Here is a 16,108-nt window from a genome sequence, read left to right on the forward strand (position 1 = left end):
AGAGCCCGAGCCCCATGACGACCGTGCAGGCCATCAGAACCTTCGTTTTCTACCTGCTGCTGTCGTCCAGCTCGTTCTTCTGGTGCATCCTCTGCGTGTTCATCGCGCCCTTTCTGCCGTTCCGTTCCCGCTATCGCCTGGTCGTGCAGGCCTGGTGCCGCTGCGCCACCTGGCTGGCCAAGGTGGTGGTCGGCATCCGCTACGAGGTGCACGGCCTGGAGAACATTCCGCAGCAGCCCTGCGTGATCCTGGCCAAACACCAGAGCACCTGGGAAACCTTCTTCCTCTCCGCCCTATTCGAACCACTGTCCCAGGTGGTCAAGCGCGAGCTGCTCTACGTGCCGTTCTTCGGCTGGGCGATGGCCATGCTCAAGCCCATCGCCATCGACCGCAGCAACCCCAAGGCCGCCCTCAAGCAGCTGGCAAAGCAGGGCGATGAACGCATCAAGCAGGGCGCCTGGGTATTGGTGTTTCCCGAGGGCACGCGCATCCCGCCGGGCCAGATCGGCAAGTTCTCCCGCGGTGGCGCCGCCCTGGCCGTGAATGCCGGCCTGCCGGTACTGCCGATTGCCCACAACGCCGGCGAGTTCTGGCCCAAGCAGGGCTGGGCCAAGTATCCGGGCACCATCCGGGTGGTGATCGGCCCGGCGATGCATGCCGAAGGCGAGGGTCCTCGCGCCATCGCCGAACTGAACGAACGCGCCTTTACCTGGGTGAGCCAGGCACAGCAGTCGATCAGCGGCGCCGCCACTCAGGAATGCGTGGAGAACGCGTCCAACGCCGCCTGATTGTGGATAAGCTGTGCAGAAGATACCGGCAGAGTGACATCACCGCTTGCAACTCGCTGATTTACCGATCGTTTTTGGTGCGGCCAGGGAACGGCGCGACAGGGTATAAGTTTCGAGCGGCACCGCACGTTCTATGCGCAGCCGAGTACCGGCAAAGCGGTTAAGCTAGCGGAACGCAACGGGAAAGGGATTTCGTTTCATGCCATCGATCTACCAGCTCAAGCCGCGCTTTCAGAACCTGTTGCGCCCGGGGGTAAAGGGCCTATACGAGCGTGGCGTCACCGCCAATCAGGTGACTCTCACCGCGGCCCTGATCTCCGTGCTGCTGGGCGCCCTGCTGGCCTGGCTGCCGCATCACACCTGGCTGTTCGCCCTGATCCCGCTGTGGATGTTGCTGCGCATGGCGTTGAACGCCGTCGACGGCATGCTGGCCCGCGAGTTCGGCCAGCAGTCCAGGCTTGGCGCCTACCTCAACGAACTCAGCGACGTGGTCGCCGACAGCGCCCTGTACCTGCCCTTCGCCCTGCTCGCCGGCGTATCGCCGACCCTGGTGGTGCTGGTGGTGGTGCTGGCGGTGATCAGCGAATACGCCGGCGTGCTCGGCCCGATGGTCGGCGCCTCGCGCCGCTACGACGGCCCCATGGGCAAGAGCGACCGCGCCTTCTGCTTCGGCGTGCTGGGCGCCGGCGTGGCGTCCGGCCTGCTGCCGGCGTCTTGGATAAACGTTTTGCTGGCCGTGATCCTGCTGTTGCTACTGGCGACCCTGATCAATCGCGTGCGCCAAGGCCTTGCCGAGGTCGCACCCACCTCTCACTCGGAATAGGGACATTTCGATGCGCGACTGCACGACGGCGGTCTTTCTCACCCACGACGGCGTGGAGCTGCTCTACCGCCACTGGCCGGCCACTCAACCCGGCGACGGCCCGCGCAAGGCGGTGGTGATGTTCCACCGCGGCCACGAGCACGGCGGACGCATGGCCCACCTGCCCGCCGAGCTGGACCTGCCCGACTACGACTTCTTCGCCTGGGATGCCCGCGGTCACGGACTCTCGCCAGGCGCCCGCGGCGACAGCCCGAGCTTCGCCACCAGCGTGCGCGACGTGCAGACCTTCCTCGACCATATCAGCGCAACCCACGCTATCGAGCAGACGGAGATGGCCGTGCTGGCGCAGAGCGTCGGCGCGGTGATCATCAGCACCTGGGCCCACGATTACGCCCCGAAGGTGCGCTGCCTGGTACTGGCCTCGCCGGCGTTTAAGGTCAAGCTCTACGTGCCCTTCGCCCGTCCGGGCCTGAAGCTGCTGCGCCAGTGGCGCGGCAACTTCTTCGTCAACAGCTACGTCAAGGCGCGCTTCCTCAGCCACGATCCCGAGCGCATCGCCTCCTTCGAGAACGACCCGCTGATCACCCGGCCGATTTCGGTGAACATGCTGCTCGGCCTGTACGACGCCGCCGAGCGCGTGGTGAACGACGCCCAGGCGATCCAGGTGCCGACCCAGCTGCTGATCTCCGGCGCCGACTTCGTCGTGCATCGCCAGCCGCAGGAGCAGTTCTTCGAGCGCCTGGGCAGCCTGCGCAAGGAAAAGCACATCCTGCCCGGCTTCTTCCACGACACCCTCGGCGAGCGCGACCGCGGCCATGCCTTGAGCCGTGCGCGGCGCTTCATCCTGGATAGCTTCGAACAGCCGGCCGAGCGCCCCTCGCTGCTGGATGCCGACCGTTGCGGCTGGAGCTGCGCCGAGGCCGAGAGCCTGGCCGCGCCGCTACCCAGGAATTCGTTCGCCGATCTCTATTGGCGCGCCACCCGCGCCGGCCTGAAACTCGGCAACGGACTGTCCGACGGCGTGAAGCTCGGCTTCGATACGGGCTTCGACTCCGGCAGCACCCTGGACTACGTCTACCGCAACCAACCGTCCGGCAAGTCCGCGCTGGGCCGCCTGATCGACGCCAACTACCTCAACTCCATCGGCTGGCGCGGCATTCGCCAGCGCAAGGTGCATGCCGAAGAGCTGCTGCGCCTGGCCATGGGCCGGCTGCGCGAGGCGGGCAGGGCGGTGCGCATCGTCGATATCGCCGCCGGCCATGGCCGCTACATCCTCGAGTCGCTGGAAGGGCTTGAACACAAGCCGGACTCGATTCTGCTGCGCGACTACAGCGATATCAACGTGCGCGACGGCGGTACCCTGATCGAGCAGAAGGGACTGGGCGACATCGCCCGCTTCGTCAAAGGCGATGCCTTCGACAAGGCAGATTTGGCCTCACTCGATCCCAAGCCAACAGTGGCGGTAGTCTCCGGCCTCTATGAACTGTTTGGCAGCAACCAGATGGTCGGCGACTCGCTGGCCGGGCTGGCGGCGGCGGTCGAGGAGGGCGGCTACCTGGTCTACACCGGTCAGCCCTGGCACCCGCAGCTGGAGCTGATCGCCCGCGCCCTGACCAGCCATCGCCAGGGCCAGGCCTGGGTCATGCGCCGGCGCAGCCAGGCGGAGATGGACCAGTTGGTGGAAGCCGCCGGCTTCCGCAAGCTGGAACAGCGCATCGATGAATGGGGCATCTTCAGCGTGTCCCTGGCTCAGCGGGTGTCCTGATGGACGCCCCCGCCGCCCGCGAAAGCGGGCTATGGAAACGCGGGGTTCTCTGGCTATTGCTGCTGGGCCCGCTGTTCTTCGCCAGCTATGGCTTCGCCAACTGGTTCACCGCACAGCGCAACGATGTCGGCAGCCTGGTATTCGCCTGGGAAGGCGCGACGCCACTGTGGGTCTGGACCATCGTGCCCTACTGGTCGATCGACTTGCTCTACGGCCTGTCCTTCCTGCTCCCGGCGAACCGCCGCGAGATGGACCGACATGCCCTGCGCCTGCTCAGCACTCAGCTGGTTTGCGTTGCCTGCTTCCTGCTCTGGCCATTGCGCTTCACCTTCGAACGTCCGGAGCTGAGCGGCTTCTTTGGCTGGATGTTCGACGTGCTGATGGGCTTCGACAAACCTTTCAACCAGGCGCCTTCGCTGCACATCGCCCTGCTGGTGGTGATCTGGGTGATGTTCGCCCGGCACACCCGCGGCGCGCTGCTGCGCGGCCTGCTGCATGGCTGGATGGCGCTGATCGGTCTGTCGGTGCTGACCACCTGGCAGCATCATTTCATCGACGTGCCCACCGGCATACTCGCGGGCTGGCTGTGCGTATGGCTCTGGCCGATCGAAGGTCGGGGTCCTCTACAGCAGCTGCGCCTGGCGCGCGAGCCACAGCGCTGGCGCTTAGCCCTGCGCTACGGATTGGTCAGTGCTGTCTGCGCGGCCCTGGCAGTCAACCTCGGCGGCGCCTGGCTATGGCTGCTATGGCCCTGCGCCTCGCTGCTGCTGGTCGCCCTGAACTATGCGCTCTTCGACGCGCCCGGCTTTCAGAAGCGCGCCGACGGCTCGCTCGGGGCTGCCAGCAGCTGGATGCTTGCTCCCTACCTGCTAGGTGCCTGGATCAATTCGCGGCTGTGGACGCGCAAGCATCCGCAGCCGGATCAGGTGGTAGAGGGCATCTGGCTCGGCCGTGTACCGAGCGCGACTGAAGCCGCGCCCTTCGCTGCCGTACTGGATCTGAGCGCCGAGCTGCCGGTTCGCCTGACCGGCAAGGCCTATCGCAATCTGCCGCTGCTGGATCTGGTCGCCCCCGATGCGGAGGCCTGCCGCCAGGGCGCCGAGCTGATCGAGGAGTTGCGCCAACAGGGCCCATTGCTGGTCTGCTGCGCCCTCGGCTATTCGCGCAGCGCCACCCTGGTGGCCGCCTGGCTGCTGCATAGCGGTCGCGCCAGTAGCGTCGAGCAGGCCATCGAGCTGGTCCGAGCCGCGCGCCCGCAGATCGTTCTCGGCGAGCCGCAGCGTCGCGCTCTGCATAGCTTGCTGCAACCCATTGCGAGCCCGGAGATGGCGCATGGCCTCTGAGATGCAACTTACCCTGGTCGCCGGCCTGCTGCGCCGTGGCCGAGGCCTGGACCTGCTATCCAATGCGCTGACCCTACTGGCCTTGGCCTACGGCCTGGCGCCACTGCTCGGCATGCCATACAGCGCCACCGGCGGCGTGCTCTGCGGCCTGCTGGTGATGCTGGGCCTGGCGCAGAAGTACTGGGCCGTCCGCGTGGCGCTGGACGCCGAGCTCTTCACCCGGCTGGCCAACGATGCCGCGGGTCTCGCTGACCACACCACCGACCTGGACCAGGCGCTGCTGCAGCTCGGCCTGCAACACGCAAAAGCTCCGCCTCGGGACTGGGACGACCGCTGCCGCGGCGCCCTGCGCCTGCTGCGCCTGCAGGCCGCCTGGCTGATCACACAGCTGCTGCTCGCCCTGGCCGCCATTCTCGCCATGCCCTGGCTTTCCCTGGCTGGATAAAGGAGTCCTATCCATGCTCGCATCGCTCACCGCCTTCGCCATCACTTCGGCGGCTCGTCTGCTTACCGGCGCCCGTGCACTCTGGCTGGGCTGCACGGCCCAACCGGTGCAGCGCCTGTACTACGCCAACCACAGCAGCCACGGCGACTTCGTGCTGCTCTGGGCTTCGCTGCCGCCGGAGCTGCGTCGGCGCACCCGCCCGGTGGCTGGCTCCGACTACTGGATGAAGGGCGACCTGCGCCGCTTCCTGATCCGCGACGTGTTCAATGGCGTGCTGGTCGACCGCGACCGCAGCGATCCCAATGCCAATCCGCTGCAGCCGATGCTGGATGCGCTGGGGCAGGGCGACTCGCTGATCATCTTCCCGGAGGGCACCCGCAACCTTACCGAGGAGCAGCTGCTGCCCTTCAAGAGTGGCCTTTTCCACCTGGCACAGGCCAGGCCGGAGGTGGAACTGGTGCCGGTATGGATCGCCAACCTCAACCGGGTGATGCCCAAGGGCAGGGCGCTGCCGCTGCCCCTGCTGTGCACCCTGAGCTTCGGCGCACCGCTGGAGCGCATCGACGGCGAAGACAAGGCCGCCTTCCTCGAACGTGCACGTAACGCCCTGCTGGCCCTGGCCCCGGAGATCGTCTGATATGGATCGCAATACCCTCCTGCTGTTCGCCGGTATCGGTGCCGTACTGCTGCTGGCCACCCTGATCGCCCGCATCCTGCGCCATCGAGCCGGTGACGCGCCCAATGCGGTGATCGACAACCTCATTGCGCGTATCGACGCCTGGTGGGTCATGGTGCTGGTCATCGGCATCGCCTTCCTGTTCGGCAACAACGGCGTGGTCCTGCTGTTCTACTTCGTGTCGTTCTACGCCCTGCGCGAATTTCTCACCCTGACGCCAACCCGGCGCAGCGACTACCCGGCCTTGGTGGCGGCCTTCTATTTCGCCCTGCCGATGCAGTACCTGCTGATCGCCCTGGACTGGTACGGCCTGTTCGCCATCTTCATCCCGGTCTACCTGTTCCTCCTGCTGCCGATCCTCGCCTCGCTGGCCGGCGACACCACGCGCTTCCTCGAACGCGCCTCGGAAGTGCAGTGGGGGCTGATGATCGCGGTGTACTGCGTATCCGCGGTGCCGGCCCTGCTGACCCTGGACATCCCCGGTTACGAGGGCCGCAACCTGCTGCTGATCGCCTGGCTGATCATCGTGGTGCAGCTGTCGGACGTGCTGCAGTACGTCTGCGGCAAGCTGGCCGGCAAGCACAAGATCGCGCCCAAACTGTCGCCATCGAAGACAGTGGAGGGCTTTGTCGGTGGTGTGGCGCTGGCCAGCCTGATCGGCGCCTCGCTGTTCTGGATCACCCCGTTCAGCTTCTGGCAGGCCGCGCTGATGGCCCTGACCGTGAACCTGCTCGGCTTCGCCGGTGGCCTGGTGATGTCGGCGATCAAGCGCGACCGTGGGGTGAAGGACTGGGGCCACATGATCGAAGGCCACGGAGGCATGCTCGATCGCATGGACTCGGTGTGCTTCGCCGCGCCGATCTTCTTCCACTTCGTGCGCTACTGGTGGGCCTAGCCCGCCTTTTACAGGCAACAAAAAACCCGCCGAGGCGGGTTCTTTATGACCTTCCGACATCCTGTCGTTTGCCGTCCTGGCGCGGTCTGTCTTCCTTGACCCGGGAACATCCAGTTCCCGGCAGGTGTGTGTAGAGTAGCCAGGCGCATGGGCCGCCGGCAGACGTTCATCCCGCTTCGGCGTGTAAGCTTTTGACCATTGACGCCGACCATAAAAAACCCCGGCCTAAGCCGGGGTGCTTCTTTCTACGAAACGGCTGCCAAAACTAGAAGTCCAGGTTCGACACCGCCAGGGCATTCGACTCGATGAAGTCGCGGCGCGGCTCCACGGCGTCACCCATCAGGGTATTGAAGATCTGGTCGGCGGCAATCGCGTCCTCGATGGTCACCTTGAGCATGCGGCGCACGTTCGGGTCCATGGTGGTTTCCCACAGCTGCTCCGGGTTCATCTCGCCGAGTCCCTTATAGCGCTGGATGCTGTGGCGCTTGGTGCTCTCCACCTTCAGCCATTCGAACGCCTCCTTGAAGGTCGAAACCGGCTTCTTGCGCTCGCCTCGCTGCACGTAGGCGCCGTCTTCCAGCAGGCTGTTCAGCTGATCGCCGAGCGTGGTCACCGAGCGATAATCGTTGCTGGCGAAGAAGTCGCGATTGAAAGTGATGTAGTTGGACAGGCCGTGGGCCAGCACTTCCACCTCCGGCAGCCACAGATGGCGCTCGCGGTCCTCGCGCAGGCTGGCGCTGTAGGTCTGTCCGGACTTCTCGGCGCTCTTCAGGCGCGCCTGGAAGGCCTCCAGCCAGCTCTGCATGGCGCCATGATCGGCCAGTTGCTCGACCGACACGCGCGGCAGGTAGACGAGGTGCTCAGTGATGTCCTTCGGATAGACGCGGGACAGACGATCCAGCGTCTTGATCACGGCGCGGTACTCGTTGACCAGCTTCTCCAACGCCTCGCCGGACAGGCCCGGGGCATTCTCGTTGACGTGCAGGCTGGCATCCTCGAGGGCGGACTGGGTCATGTATTCGTCCATGGCCTCGTCGTCTTTGATGTACTGCTCCTGCTTGCCTTTCTTCACCTTGTACAGCGGTGGCTGGGCAATATAGATGTAGCCGCGCTCGACCAGCTCCGGCAACTGGCGGAAGAAGAAGGTCAGCAGCAGGGTACGGATGTGCGAACCGTCAACGTCGGCATCGGTCATGATGATGATGTTGTGGTAACGCAGCTTGTCGATGTTGTACTCCTCGCGGCCGATGCCACAGCCGAGGGCGGTGATCAGGGTGCCGACCTCCTGGGAGGAGAGCATCTTGTCGAAGCGCGCCTTCTCGACGTTGAGGATCTTGCCCTTGAGCGGCAGGATCGCCTGGGTCCTGCGGTTACGGCCCTGCTTCGCAGAACCGCCCGCGGAGTCACCCTCCACGATGTAGAGTTCGGACAGCGCCGGGTCTTTTTCCTGGCAGTCGGCCAGCTTGCCGGGCAGGCCGGCGATATCCAGCGCCCCTTTGCGGCGGGTCATCTCGCGAGCCTTGCGCGCGGCCTCGCGGGCACGGGCTGCATCGATCATCTTGCCGACCACGGCCTTGGCTTCGTTCGGGTTCTCCAGCAGGAAGTCGGCGAAGTACTTGCCCATTTCCTGCTCTACCGCGGTCTTCACCTCGGAGGAGACCAGCTTGTCCTTGGTCTGCGAACTGAACTTCGGATCCGGCACCTTGACAGAAATGATCGCGGTCAGGCCTTCACGAGCGTCGTCGCCGGTGGTGGCGATCTTGAACTTCTTCGCCAGGCCTTCCTGCTCGATGTAGTTGTTCAGGTGGCGGGTGAGGGCGGAGCGGAAGCCGGCCAGGTGGGTGCCCCCATCACGCTGCGGAATGTTGTTGGTGAAGCAGAGAATGTTCTCGTTGAAGCTGTCGTTCCACTGCAGCGCCACTTCCACGCCAACGCCGTCTTCGTCGCGCTGAATGTTGAAGTGGAACACCTGGTTGACGATGGTCTTGTTGGTGTTCAGGTACTCGACGAAGGCCTTGAGGCCACCCTCGTACTTGAACAACTCTTCCTTGCCACTGCGTTCGTCCTTCAGCAGGATGCCGACGCCGGAGTTGAGGAACGACAGTTCGCGCAGACGCTTGGCCAGGATGTCCCAGCTGAAATGGATGTTCTTGAAGGTGTCTTCGGACGGCTTGAAGTGGATCTGCGTACCAGTGCCTTCGCTGTCGCCAACGGCAGCCAGGGGAGCCTGAGGCACACCGTGCACATAGGTCTGCTCCCATACCTTGCCACTGCGGCGGATGGTCAGGATCAGCTCCTTGGACAGAGCGTTCACCACCGAAACGCCCACGCCGTGCAGGCCGCCGGACACCTTGTAGCTGTTGTCGTCGAACTTACCGCCGGCGTGGAGGACGGTCATGATGACCTCGGCCGCCGAGACGCCTTCTTCCTTGTGCATGTCCACCGGGATGCCGCGACCGTTGTCACGCACTGTGATGGATTCGTCGGGATGGATGGTGATGCTGATCTCGGAGCAGTAGCCGGCCAGCGCTTCGTCGATGGAGTTGTCCACCACTTCGAACACCATGTGGTGCAGGCCGGTGCCGTCATCGGTGTCGCCGATGTACATGCCCGGGCGCTTGCGTACGGCATCTAGACCTTTGAGTACCTTGATACTCGAGGAGTCGTACGTGTTGTTCTCGTCGCTCATGCGTTCACTCCCGATGCGGTGATCAGTCCATGTTCCACGTGGAACATGGCGACCGGCGTTTCCGTGCGCCAGCCATCCTTCAAATATTCTTGGTCGACACAGGTGATGAACACCTGACACTGCAAATCATCCAGCAGGCGGCACAGGGCCTGTCGATGTCGTTGATCCAGCTCCGACGGCAAGTCGTCTACCAGATAAATGCATTGGCCTTGTTTGGCCGCGTTCAGCAAATGCCCCTGAGCGATACGCAGCGCGCAAACCACCAGCTTCTGCTGGCCGCGGGACAAGATCTCTGCGGCGTTGTGCCCCCCTAACCGCAAGCGCAGATCCGCACGCTGCGGCCCAGCCTGGGTATGACCGAGCTGCTGATCGCGCGGTAGGGAAGACGCCAACACATCGGCCAGTGGCTTATCCTTGTCCCATCCGCGGTAATAGCTGAGGGTCAGTCCCTCAAGCTCCAACAGTTCACTCAGTACCTGCTCGAACACCGGCTTCAGGGCTTGGATATACGCCCGCCGATAACCGTCCAGCTCGTCGCTCGCGAGGCACAATTCACGGTTCCAGGCCGCTTGCGACGGGGCGTCCAGTGTACCATGCCGCAGCCACGAGTTCCGCTGACGCAAGGCCTTCTGCAGGCGCTGCCAGGCCGGAAGAAAGCGTGGTTCCACGTGGAACACTCCCCAATCGAGAAACTGACGGCGCACCTTGGGCGCGCCCTCGAGCAAACGGAAGCTGTCTGGATTGATTACTTGCAGCGGCAGCAGTTCGGCGAGCTGCGCGGTGCTCCGCGCGTTCTGCCCATCGATGCGAATCTGCAGTTCACCCTGGCGGTCACGGGATATCCCGAGATTGCTGTGCAAACCGTCTTCACGCAGCACCTGACCGAATACGGTACAGGCTGGCTGTTCGTACTGAATCATCGGCTGCAGTTTGTTGCTGCGAAAGGAACGGGCGAGGCCGAGCAGGTGAATGGCTTCTAGCAGGCTGGTCTTACCGCTGCCGTTAGCGCCGTGAAGGATATTGATGCGAGGGGAGGGGGAGAGCGTCACCGGGTGCAGGTTTCGCACCGCGGTGACGGTGACGCGGGAGAGGGACATTCAGCGGTGATTACAGACGCATCGGCATGACGACATAAGAAGAATCGTCGTTGCCGGCTTCCTGCACCAGGGCGCTGCTGTTGGCGTCGGACAGGATCAGACGCACCTGCTCGGTGGTCATCACGCCCAACACATCCAGCAGGTAGCTGACGTTGAAGCCTATCTCCAGGGAGCCGCCGTTGTAGTCGACCACCACTTCCTCCTCGGCCTCTTCCTGTTCCGGGTTATTGGCCTGAATCTTCAGCTGACCACTGGCCAGTTGCAGGCGAATGCCCCGGTACTTCTCGTTGGACAGAATCGCGGTACGACTGAAGGCCTCGCGCAGCGCCTGACGATCACCGATCACCAGCTTGTCGCCGCCACGCGGCAGCACGCGCTCGTAGTCCGGGAACTTGCCGTCGACCAGCTTGGAGGTGAAGGTGAATTCACCGGTAGTGGCGCGGATGTGGTTGGCACCCAGCACGATGGCGACCTCGCCGTCCTGCTCGGTGAGCAGACGGGCCAGCTCGAGGATGCCCTTGCGCGGCACGATGACCTGATGCCGCTCGGTATTCTCGATCGCCGCTTCCATGGCGCACATGGCCAGACGGTGACCGTCGGTAGCCACCGCACGCAGCACACCGGTCTGTACCTCGATCAGCATGCCATTGAGGTAATAACGAACATCCTGCTGAGCCATCGCGAAACTGGTGCGGTCGATCAGACGGCGTAGCTTGCTCTGAACCAGGTTGAACGTCAGCGAGCCCGGACCTTCTTCCACAGTGGGGAAGTCATTGGCCGGCAGGGTAGACAGGGTAAAGCGGCTGCGACCGGCCTTGACCACCAACTTCTGCTCGTCCAGACGGATGTCGATCATCACGTCACTCGGCAGGCTCTTGCAGATGTCCATCAGCTTGCGCGCCGGCACAGTGATCTCGCCCGGCTCGGCGCTGTCTTCCAGCGTCACGCGACCAACCAGCTCGACTTCCAGGTCGGTGCCGGTCAGCGACAGCTGCTGGCCTTCAACCACCAGCAGCACGTTAGACAGAACCGGCAAGGTCTGGCGGCGTTCGACGACGCCGGCGACCAGTTGCAGGGGTTTCAACAGGGCTTCGCGTTGAATGGTGAAATGCATGGTCTAGTCCCTTGCCTTGTGGGCTGCGTATCAGGTGGTCAGGGTGCGCAGCAGATTCTTGTAGTCCTCGCGGATATCCGCGTCGGCTTCGCGCAATTCCGCAATCTTACGACAGGCGTGCAGCACTGTGGTGTGGTCTCTTCCGCCAAAAGCATCGCCGATTTCAGGCAGGCTATGGTTGGTCAATTCCTTGGACAAGGCCATGGCCACCTGGCGCGGCCGCGCCACCGAACGGGAGCGGCGTTTGGAGAGCAGATCGGCGATCTTGATCTTGTAGTACTCGGCCACCGTGCGCTGGATATTGTCCACGCTGACCAGCTTGTCCTGCAGGGCCAGCAGGTCCTTCAGCGACTCGCGGATCAGCTCGATGCTGATCGGCTGGTTGGTGAAGTGCGAGTGGGCAATCACCCGCTTGAGCGCGCCTTCCAATTCACGCACGTTGGAGCGAATGCGCTGGGCGATGAAGAAGGCGGCATCATGCGGCAAGTCGACCTTGGTTTGCTCGGCCTTCTTCATCAGGATAGCAACACGCGTCTCCAGCTCAGGCGGCTCAACCGCCACCGTCAGGCCCCAGCCGAAGCGCGACTTCAGGCGTTCTTCGAGGCCCTCGATCTCCTTCGGATAGCGATCGCTGGTGAGGATCACCTGCTGACCGCCTTCCAAGAGTGCGTTGAAGGTGTGGAAGAACTCCTCCTGGGAGCGCTCCTTCTTGGCGAAGAATTGGATATCGTCGATCAACAACGCATCCACCGAGCGGTAGAAGCGCTTGAACTCGTTGATCGCATTGAGCTGCAGCGCCTTCACCATGTCGGCGACGAAACGCTCGGAATGCAGGTACACGACTTTCGCGTTCGGGTTCTTCTTCAGCAGGTGGTTGCCCACCGCATGCATCAGGTGGGTCTTGCCCAAGCCGACGCCTCCATAGAGGAAAAGCGGGTTGTAACCGTGCTTGAGGTTATCCGCCACCTGCCATGCCGCGGCTCGGGCCATCTGGTTGGACTTGCCCTCGACGAAGTTCTCGAAGGTGAAGGTGCGGTTCAGGTAACTGGTGTGCTTGAGTGCACCTTCCACCTGCACGGTGCGCTCGGTCGGTCGGCTGGGAGCCGGCGTGGGGGCGACTACGGCCAATGGGTCGCTGCTCGATTCACTGGCCGGCGCAGCGGGCGTGGCAGCCACCGGAGCACTGTTAATAGTGGAGAGCGTAGGTGCCGCCATCCGCGGGGCTGGACCGCGCTTGCTGCCAATCAACAGTGACAACGCCGGAGCCAGGCCGTTGGCGCGCTCGGCCAGCAGCTCGAGCAGGCGCACCATGTACTTCTCGTTGACCCAATCGAGCACGAAGCGATTTGGCGCATAGACACGCAGCTCATCACCCGCCGACTCCACCTGCAGAGGGCGAATCCAGGTATTGAATTGTTGGGCGGGCAACTCGTCGCGAAGCAGCTCGACACACTGCTGCCAAAGTTCTACGGACACTGATATCCCCTGGATCGCTACGGTTGACGAAGCAAAAAAACAGCCCGCATTGTAGCCCTTGGCCACCGAGTTATCCACACGATTAGGCAATTTCAAACCAGTGAAATCAAGGATTTACTTATGTTCCCGGATTCGCAATGCGCTGCTGAAAAGGCTGTGGATAAGGGTACCTTGAACCCGGTGGAGAAGCCTGGGTGTAGACATGGGAATAAATGCTTCTGTGAACAACCAGGCCTTTCTTGCACAGGTCATGCACGCGTGGCACACATGCCGCACACCCGTTTACGGACAGTCTTATCCTGCCGCAGGACCCACGGCGCCTGCGCGCTGGGAGCACTTACCCACAGCCTGACCAGCTCACTAACAAAAGCAACCAGATCAAGCTTTAAAGAATTTCTTTTCTTTTATCCTTCTTTACTCATTCCGGCTGGTTGGAAATTGACCTGGCGGCGCGGTTTCACTAGAATCGCCGGTCTCTTTAAACGGGGGCCATCCAGGCCCGTATGGACCACCCAGGTAAATCACCATGAAACGTACTTTCCAACCCAGCACCCTCAAGCGCGCTCGTGTTCACGGTTTCCGCGCTCGCATGGCCACCAAGAACGGCCGTGCCGTCCTGTCGCGTCGTCGCGCCAAGGGCCGCAAGCGTCTGACCGTCTGATAAATCGGAACGGGTGGTGAGTCGAGACTTCGGTCGGGAAAAGCGCCTGCTGACACCCCGGCACTTCAAAGCGGTATTCGACTCACCCAGCGGCAAGGCTCCAGGCAAGAACGTCCTGCTCCTCGCTCGCGCCAATGATCTCGACCATCCCCGCCTGGGGCTGGTGATCGGCAAGAAAAGCGTCAAGCTCTCCGTCGAGCGCAACCGACTCAAGCGTGTGATCCGGGACACCTTCCGGCTCAACCAGGATTCGCTCGGCGGCTTGGACATTGTCGTGGTGGCCCGCAAAGGGCTTGGCGATCTGGACAATCCGGAACTGCACCAGCAGTTCGGCAAACTCTGGAGGCGCCTGGCCCGGCAGCGCCAAGATGCCGCCCCTCCCGGGGTAAGCGACAGCTCCCATGCGTAAACTGGCGATCCTCCCGATCCAGTTCTACCGCTACGCCATCAGTCCCTTGATGGCCAGCCACTGCCGCTTCTATCCCAGCTGCTCCTGCTACATGCAACAAGCCATCGAGACTCACGGTGTGTTGCATGGCGGCTGGCTCGGCATTCGCCGCCTGGGCCGCTGCCATCCCTGGAATCCCGGTGGTTACGATCCGGTTCCGCCTCCTTCCTCCCCTTCGATGACCGAGTAATCCATGGACATCCAACGCTCGATCCTGCTCGTCGCCCTGGCCGTCGTGTCGTACCTGATGGTTCTGCAGTGGAACGAGGACTACGGCCAGGCCGCCATTCCGGCCAGTGCCAGCGCCACCGTCGGCGGCAAACCGCAAGCCACGCTGCCGGATGTTCCGGCGACCACTCAGGCCGGCAATGACGTACCGACCGCCAATGTGGAAGCCAACCCCCAGCTGTCCGCGCCCGCTGCCATCAGCGACGAGCTGATCCGCGTGAAGACCGATGTGCTCGAGCTGGCCATCGATCCCCGCGGCGGCGATATCGTCCAGCTGACCCTGCCCAGGTATCCGCGTCGTCAGGATCGCCCGGACGTACCGTTCCAGCTGTTCGACAACGGCGGCGAGCGCACCTACCTGGCACAGAGCGGCCTGATCGGCAGCAACTCGCCGGACAAATCCAGCGGTCGCGCCCTGTGGAGCAGTGCCCAGCGCAGCTATGCACTGGCTGAGGGCCAGGATCAGATGGTGGTCGAGCTGACCTATTCCGAGGCCGGGGTCAATTACGTCAAACGCTTCAGCTTCGAGCGTGGCCAGTACGATCTGGGTGTCACCTACAAGGTCGACAACCAGAGCGGCCAGGTGTGGAACGGCAACTTCTACGCCCAGCTCAAGCGCGACAGCAGCGCCGATCCTTCCTCCACCACCGCCACCGGTACCGCCACCTACCTGGGTGCGGCTATGTGGACCGCCGATGAGCCTTATAAAAAGGTGAAGATGGGCGACATGGACGAGAAGAGCCTGCGCGAAACCGTGCAGGGCGGCTGGGTCGCCTGGCTGCAGCACTACTTCGTCACCGCCTGGGTCGCCGACAAGGACGACAGCAACAGCGTCCAGACCCGCAAGGACAGCCAGGGCAACTACATCATCGGCTTCACCGGCCCGCAGCTGAGCGTCGCCGCCGGCGCCAGCGCCGAGACCGGCGCCGTGCTGTATGCCGGTCCGAAGACCCAGGAACACCTCAAGGCCCTGTCTCCCGGCCTGGAACTGACCGTCGACTACGGCATCCTGTGGTTCATCGCCCAACCGATCTTCTGGCTGCTGGAACACATCCATGATCTGCTCGGCAACTGGGGCTGGTCGATCATCGTCCTGACCATCATCATCAAGCTGGCCTTCTTCCCGCTGTCCGCCGCCAGTTATCGCTCCATGGCCCGCATGCGCGCCGTGTCGCCCAAGCTGCAGGCACTGAAGGAGCAGCACGGGGACGATCGCCAGAAGATGTCCCAGGCGATGATGGAGCTGTACAAGAAGGAGAAGATCAATCCGCTCGGCGGCTGCCTGCCGATCCTGGTGCAGATGCCGGTGTTCCTGGCCCTCTACTGGGTGCTGCTGGAAAGCGTCGAGATGCGCCAAGCACCATGGCTGGGCTGGATCACCGACCTGTCGATCAAGGATCCGTTCTTCATCCTGCCGATCATCATGGGCGCCACCATGTTCATTCAGCAGCGCCTCAACCCGACGCCGCCGGACCCCATGCAGGCCAAGGTGATGAAGCTGATGCCGATCATCTTCACCTTCTTCTTCCTCTGGTTCCCTGCCGGTCTGGTGCTGTACTGGGTGGTCAACAACGTCTTGTCCATTGCCCAGCAGTGGTACATTACGCGCAAGATCGAGGCCGCGACGGCGAAAGCCTGAGTCCGCTGAAGCTGCACAAGA

15 protein-coding genes are annotated in these 16,108 nt (G+C 63.2%); 11 read left to right on the top strand and 4 right to left on the bottom strand.

Translation table 11 applies throughout. From position 1 onward, the window contains the following. The first annotated feature begins 14 nt into the window (after nt 1–14). The 7 genes from NF616_RS06195 (at nt 15) to NF616_RS06225 (ending at nt 6,735) form a co-directional block, all read left to right on the top strand. Entirely contained in the window at nt 15–788 is a 774-nt protein-coding gene (locus tag NF616_RS06195; protein ID WP_252272345.1) for a lysophospholipid acyltransferase family protein, read from the top strand. Nucleotides 789–987: 199 nt separating this feature from the next. Next, the gene (locus NF616_RS06200) at nt 988–1,611 is read left to right on the top strand and encodes a CDP-alcohol phosphatidyltransferase family protein (protein WP_252272347.1); all 624 of its coding nucleotides are present in this window, start codon (nt 988–990) and stop codon (nt 1,609–1,611) included. Nucleotides 1,612–1,621: 10 nt separating this feature from the next. Further along, the gene (locus NF616_RS06205; protein ID WP_252272348.1) at nt 1,622–3,376 is read left to right on the top strand and encodes a bifunctional alpha/beta hydrolase/class I SAM-dependent methyltransferase; all 1,755 of its coding nucleotides are present in this window, start codon (nt 1,622–1,624) and stop codon (nt 3,374–3,376) included. Next, nucleotides 3,376–4,719, top strand: coding sequence for a phosphatase PAP2/dual specificity phosphatase family protein (locus NF616_RS06210; RefSeq protein WP_252272350.1), 1,344 nt, complete (start codon nt 3,376–3,378; stop codon nt 4,717–4,719). Before NF616_RS06205 ends, NF616_RS06210 begins: the two co-directional genes overlap by 1 nt. Further along, entirely contained in the window at nt 4,709–5,164 is a 456-nt protein-coding gene (locus tag NF616_RS06215) for a hypothetical protein (RefSeq protein ID WP_252272352.1), read from the top strand. Before NF616_RS06210 ends, NF616_RS06215 begins: the two co-directional genes overlap by 11 nt. A 13-nt stretch (nt 5,165–5,177) precedes the next feature. Next, entirely contained in the window at nt 5,178–5,801 is a 624-nt protein-coding gene (locus NF616_RS06220) for a lysophospholipid acyltransferase family protein (RefSeq protein WP_252272354.1), read from the top strand. A 1-nt stretch (nt 5,802) separates the two neighbouring features. Beyond that, on the top strand, nt 5,803–6,735 hold the full coding sequence (locus NF616_RS06225) for a phosphatidate cytidylyltransferase (protein WP_252272356.1): 933 nt from the start codon (nt 5,803–5,805) through the stop codon (nt 6,733–6,735). A 265-nt stretch (nt 6,736–7,000) separates the two neighbouring features. On the opposite strand, the gene gyrB is transcribed toward NF616_RS06225, so the two are convergent. The 4 genes from gyrB to dnaA are packed head-to-tail and all read right to left on the bottom strand — an operon-like array spanning nt 7,001 to nt 13,111. Continuing rightward, nucleotides 7,001–9,424, bottom strand: a complete 2,424-nt coding sequence (gene gyrB, locus NF616_RS06230; RefSeq protein WP_252272358.1) for a DNA topoisomerase (ATP-hydrolyzing) subunit B — start codon at nt 9,422–9,424, stop codon at nt 7,001–7,003. After that, entirely contained in the window at nt 9,421–10,521 is a 1,101-nt protein-coding gene (gene recF / locus NF616_RS06235) for a DNA replication/repair protein RecF (RefSeq protein ID WP_252272360.1), read from the bottom strand. Before recF ends, gyrB begins: the two co-directional genes overlap by 4 nt. Nucleotides 10,522–10,531: 10 nt before the next feature. Next, nucleotides 10,532–11,635 carry a DNA polymerase III subunit beta gene (dnaN, locus tag NF616_RS06240; protein WP_252272362.1) on the bottom strand — a complete coding sequence of 368 codons (1,104 nt, stop codon included), beginning with the start codon at nt 11,633–11,635 and terminating at the stop codon, nt 10,532–10,534. A gap of 30 nt (nt 11,636–11,665) precedes the next feature. Beyond that, complete coding sequence (gene dnaA / locus NF616_RS06245; RefSeq protein ID WP_252272479.1) at nt 11,666–13,111, bottom strand: chromosomal replication initiator protein DnaA; 1,446 nt, start codon at nt 13,109–13,111, stop codon at nt 11,666–11,668. 526 nt (nt 13,112–13,637) lie between these two features. Between dnaA and rpmH the strand changes: the two genes are divergently transcribed. The 4 genes from rpmH to yidC are packed head-to-tail and all read left to right on the top strand — an operon-like array spanning nt 13,638 to nt 16,087. Then, on the top strand, nt 13,638–13,772 hold the full coding sequence (rpmH, locus tag NF616_RS06250; protein WP_021702523.1) for a 50S ribosomal protein L34: 135 nt from the start codon (nt 13,638–13,640) through the stop codon (nt 13,770–13,772). 13 nt (nt 13,773–13,785) lie between these two features. Then, nucleotides 13,786–14,181, top strand: coding sequence for a ribonuclease P protein component (gene rnpA / locus NF616_RS06255; RefSeq protein WP_252272364.1), 396 nt, complete (start codon nt 13,786–13,788; stop codon nt 14,179–14,181). After that, complete coding sequence (yidD, locus tag NF616_RS06260; protein WP_252272366.1) at nt 14,174–14,410, top strand: membrane protein insertion efficiency factor YidD; 237 nt, start codon at nt 14,174–14,176, stop codon at nt 14,408–14,410. Before rnpA ends, yidD begins: the two co-directional genes overlap by 8 nt. A 3-nt stretch (nt 14,411–14,413) precedes the next feature. Continuing rightward, nucleotides 14,414–16,087 carry a membrane protein insertase YidC gene (yidC, locus tag NF616_RS06265; protein ID WP_252272368.1) on the top strand — a complete coding sequence of 558 codons (1,674 nt, stop codon included), beginning with the start codon at nt 14,414–14,416 and terminating at the stop codon, nt 16,085–16,087. Nucleotides 16,088–16,108: the final 21 nt, after the last annotated feature.

The organism is Pseudomonas subflava (assembly GCF_023823685.1).
In the GTDB taxonomy this organism is placed as follows: domain Bacteria; phylum Pseudomonadota; class Gammaproteobacteria; order Pseudomonadales; family Pseudomonadaceae; genus Aquipseudomonas; species Aquipseudomonas subflava.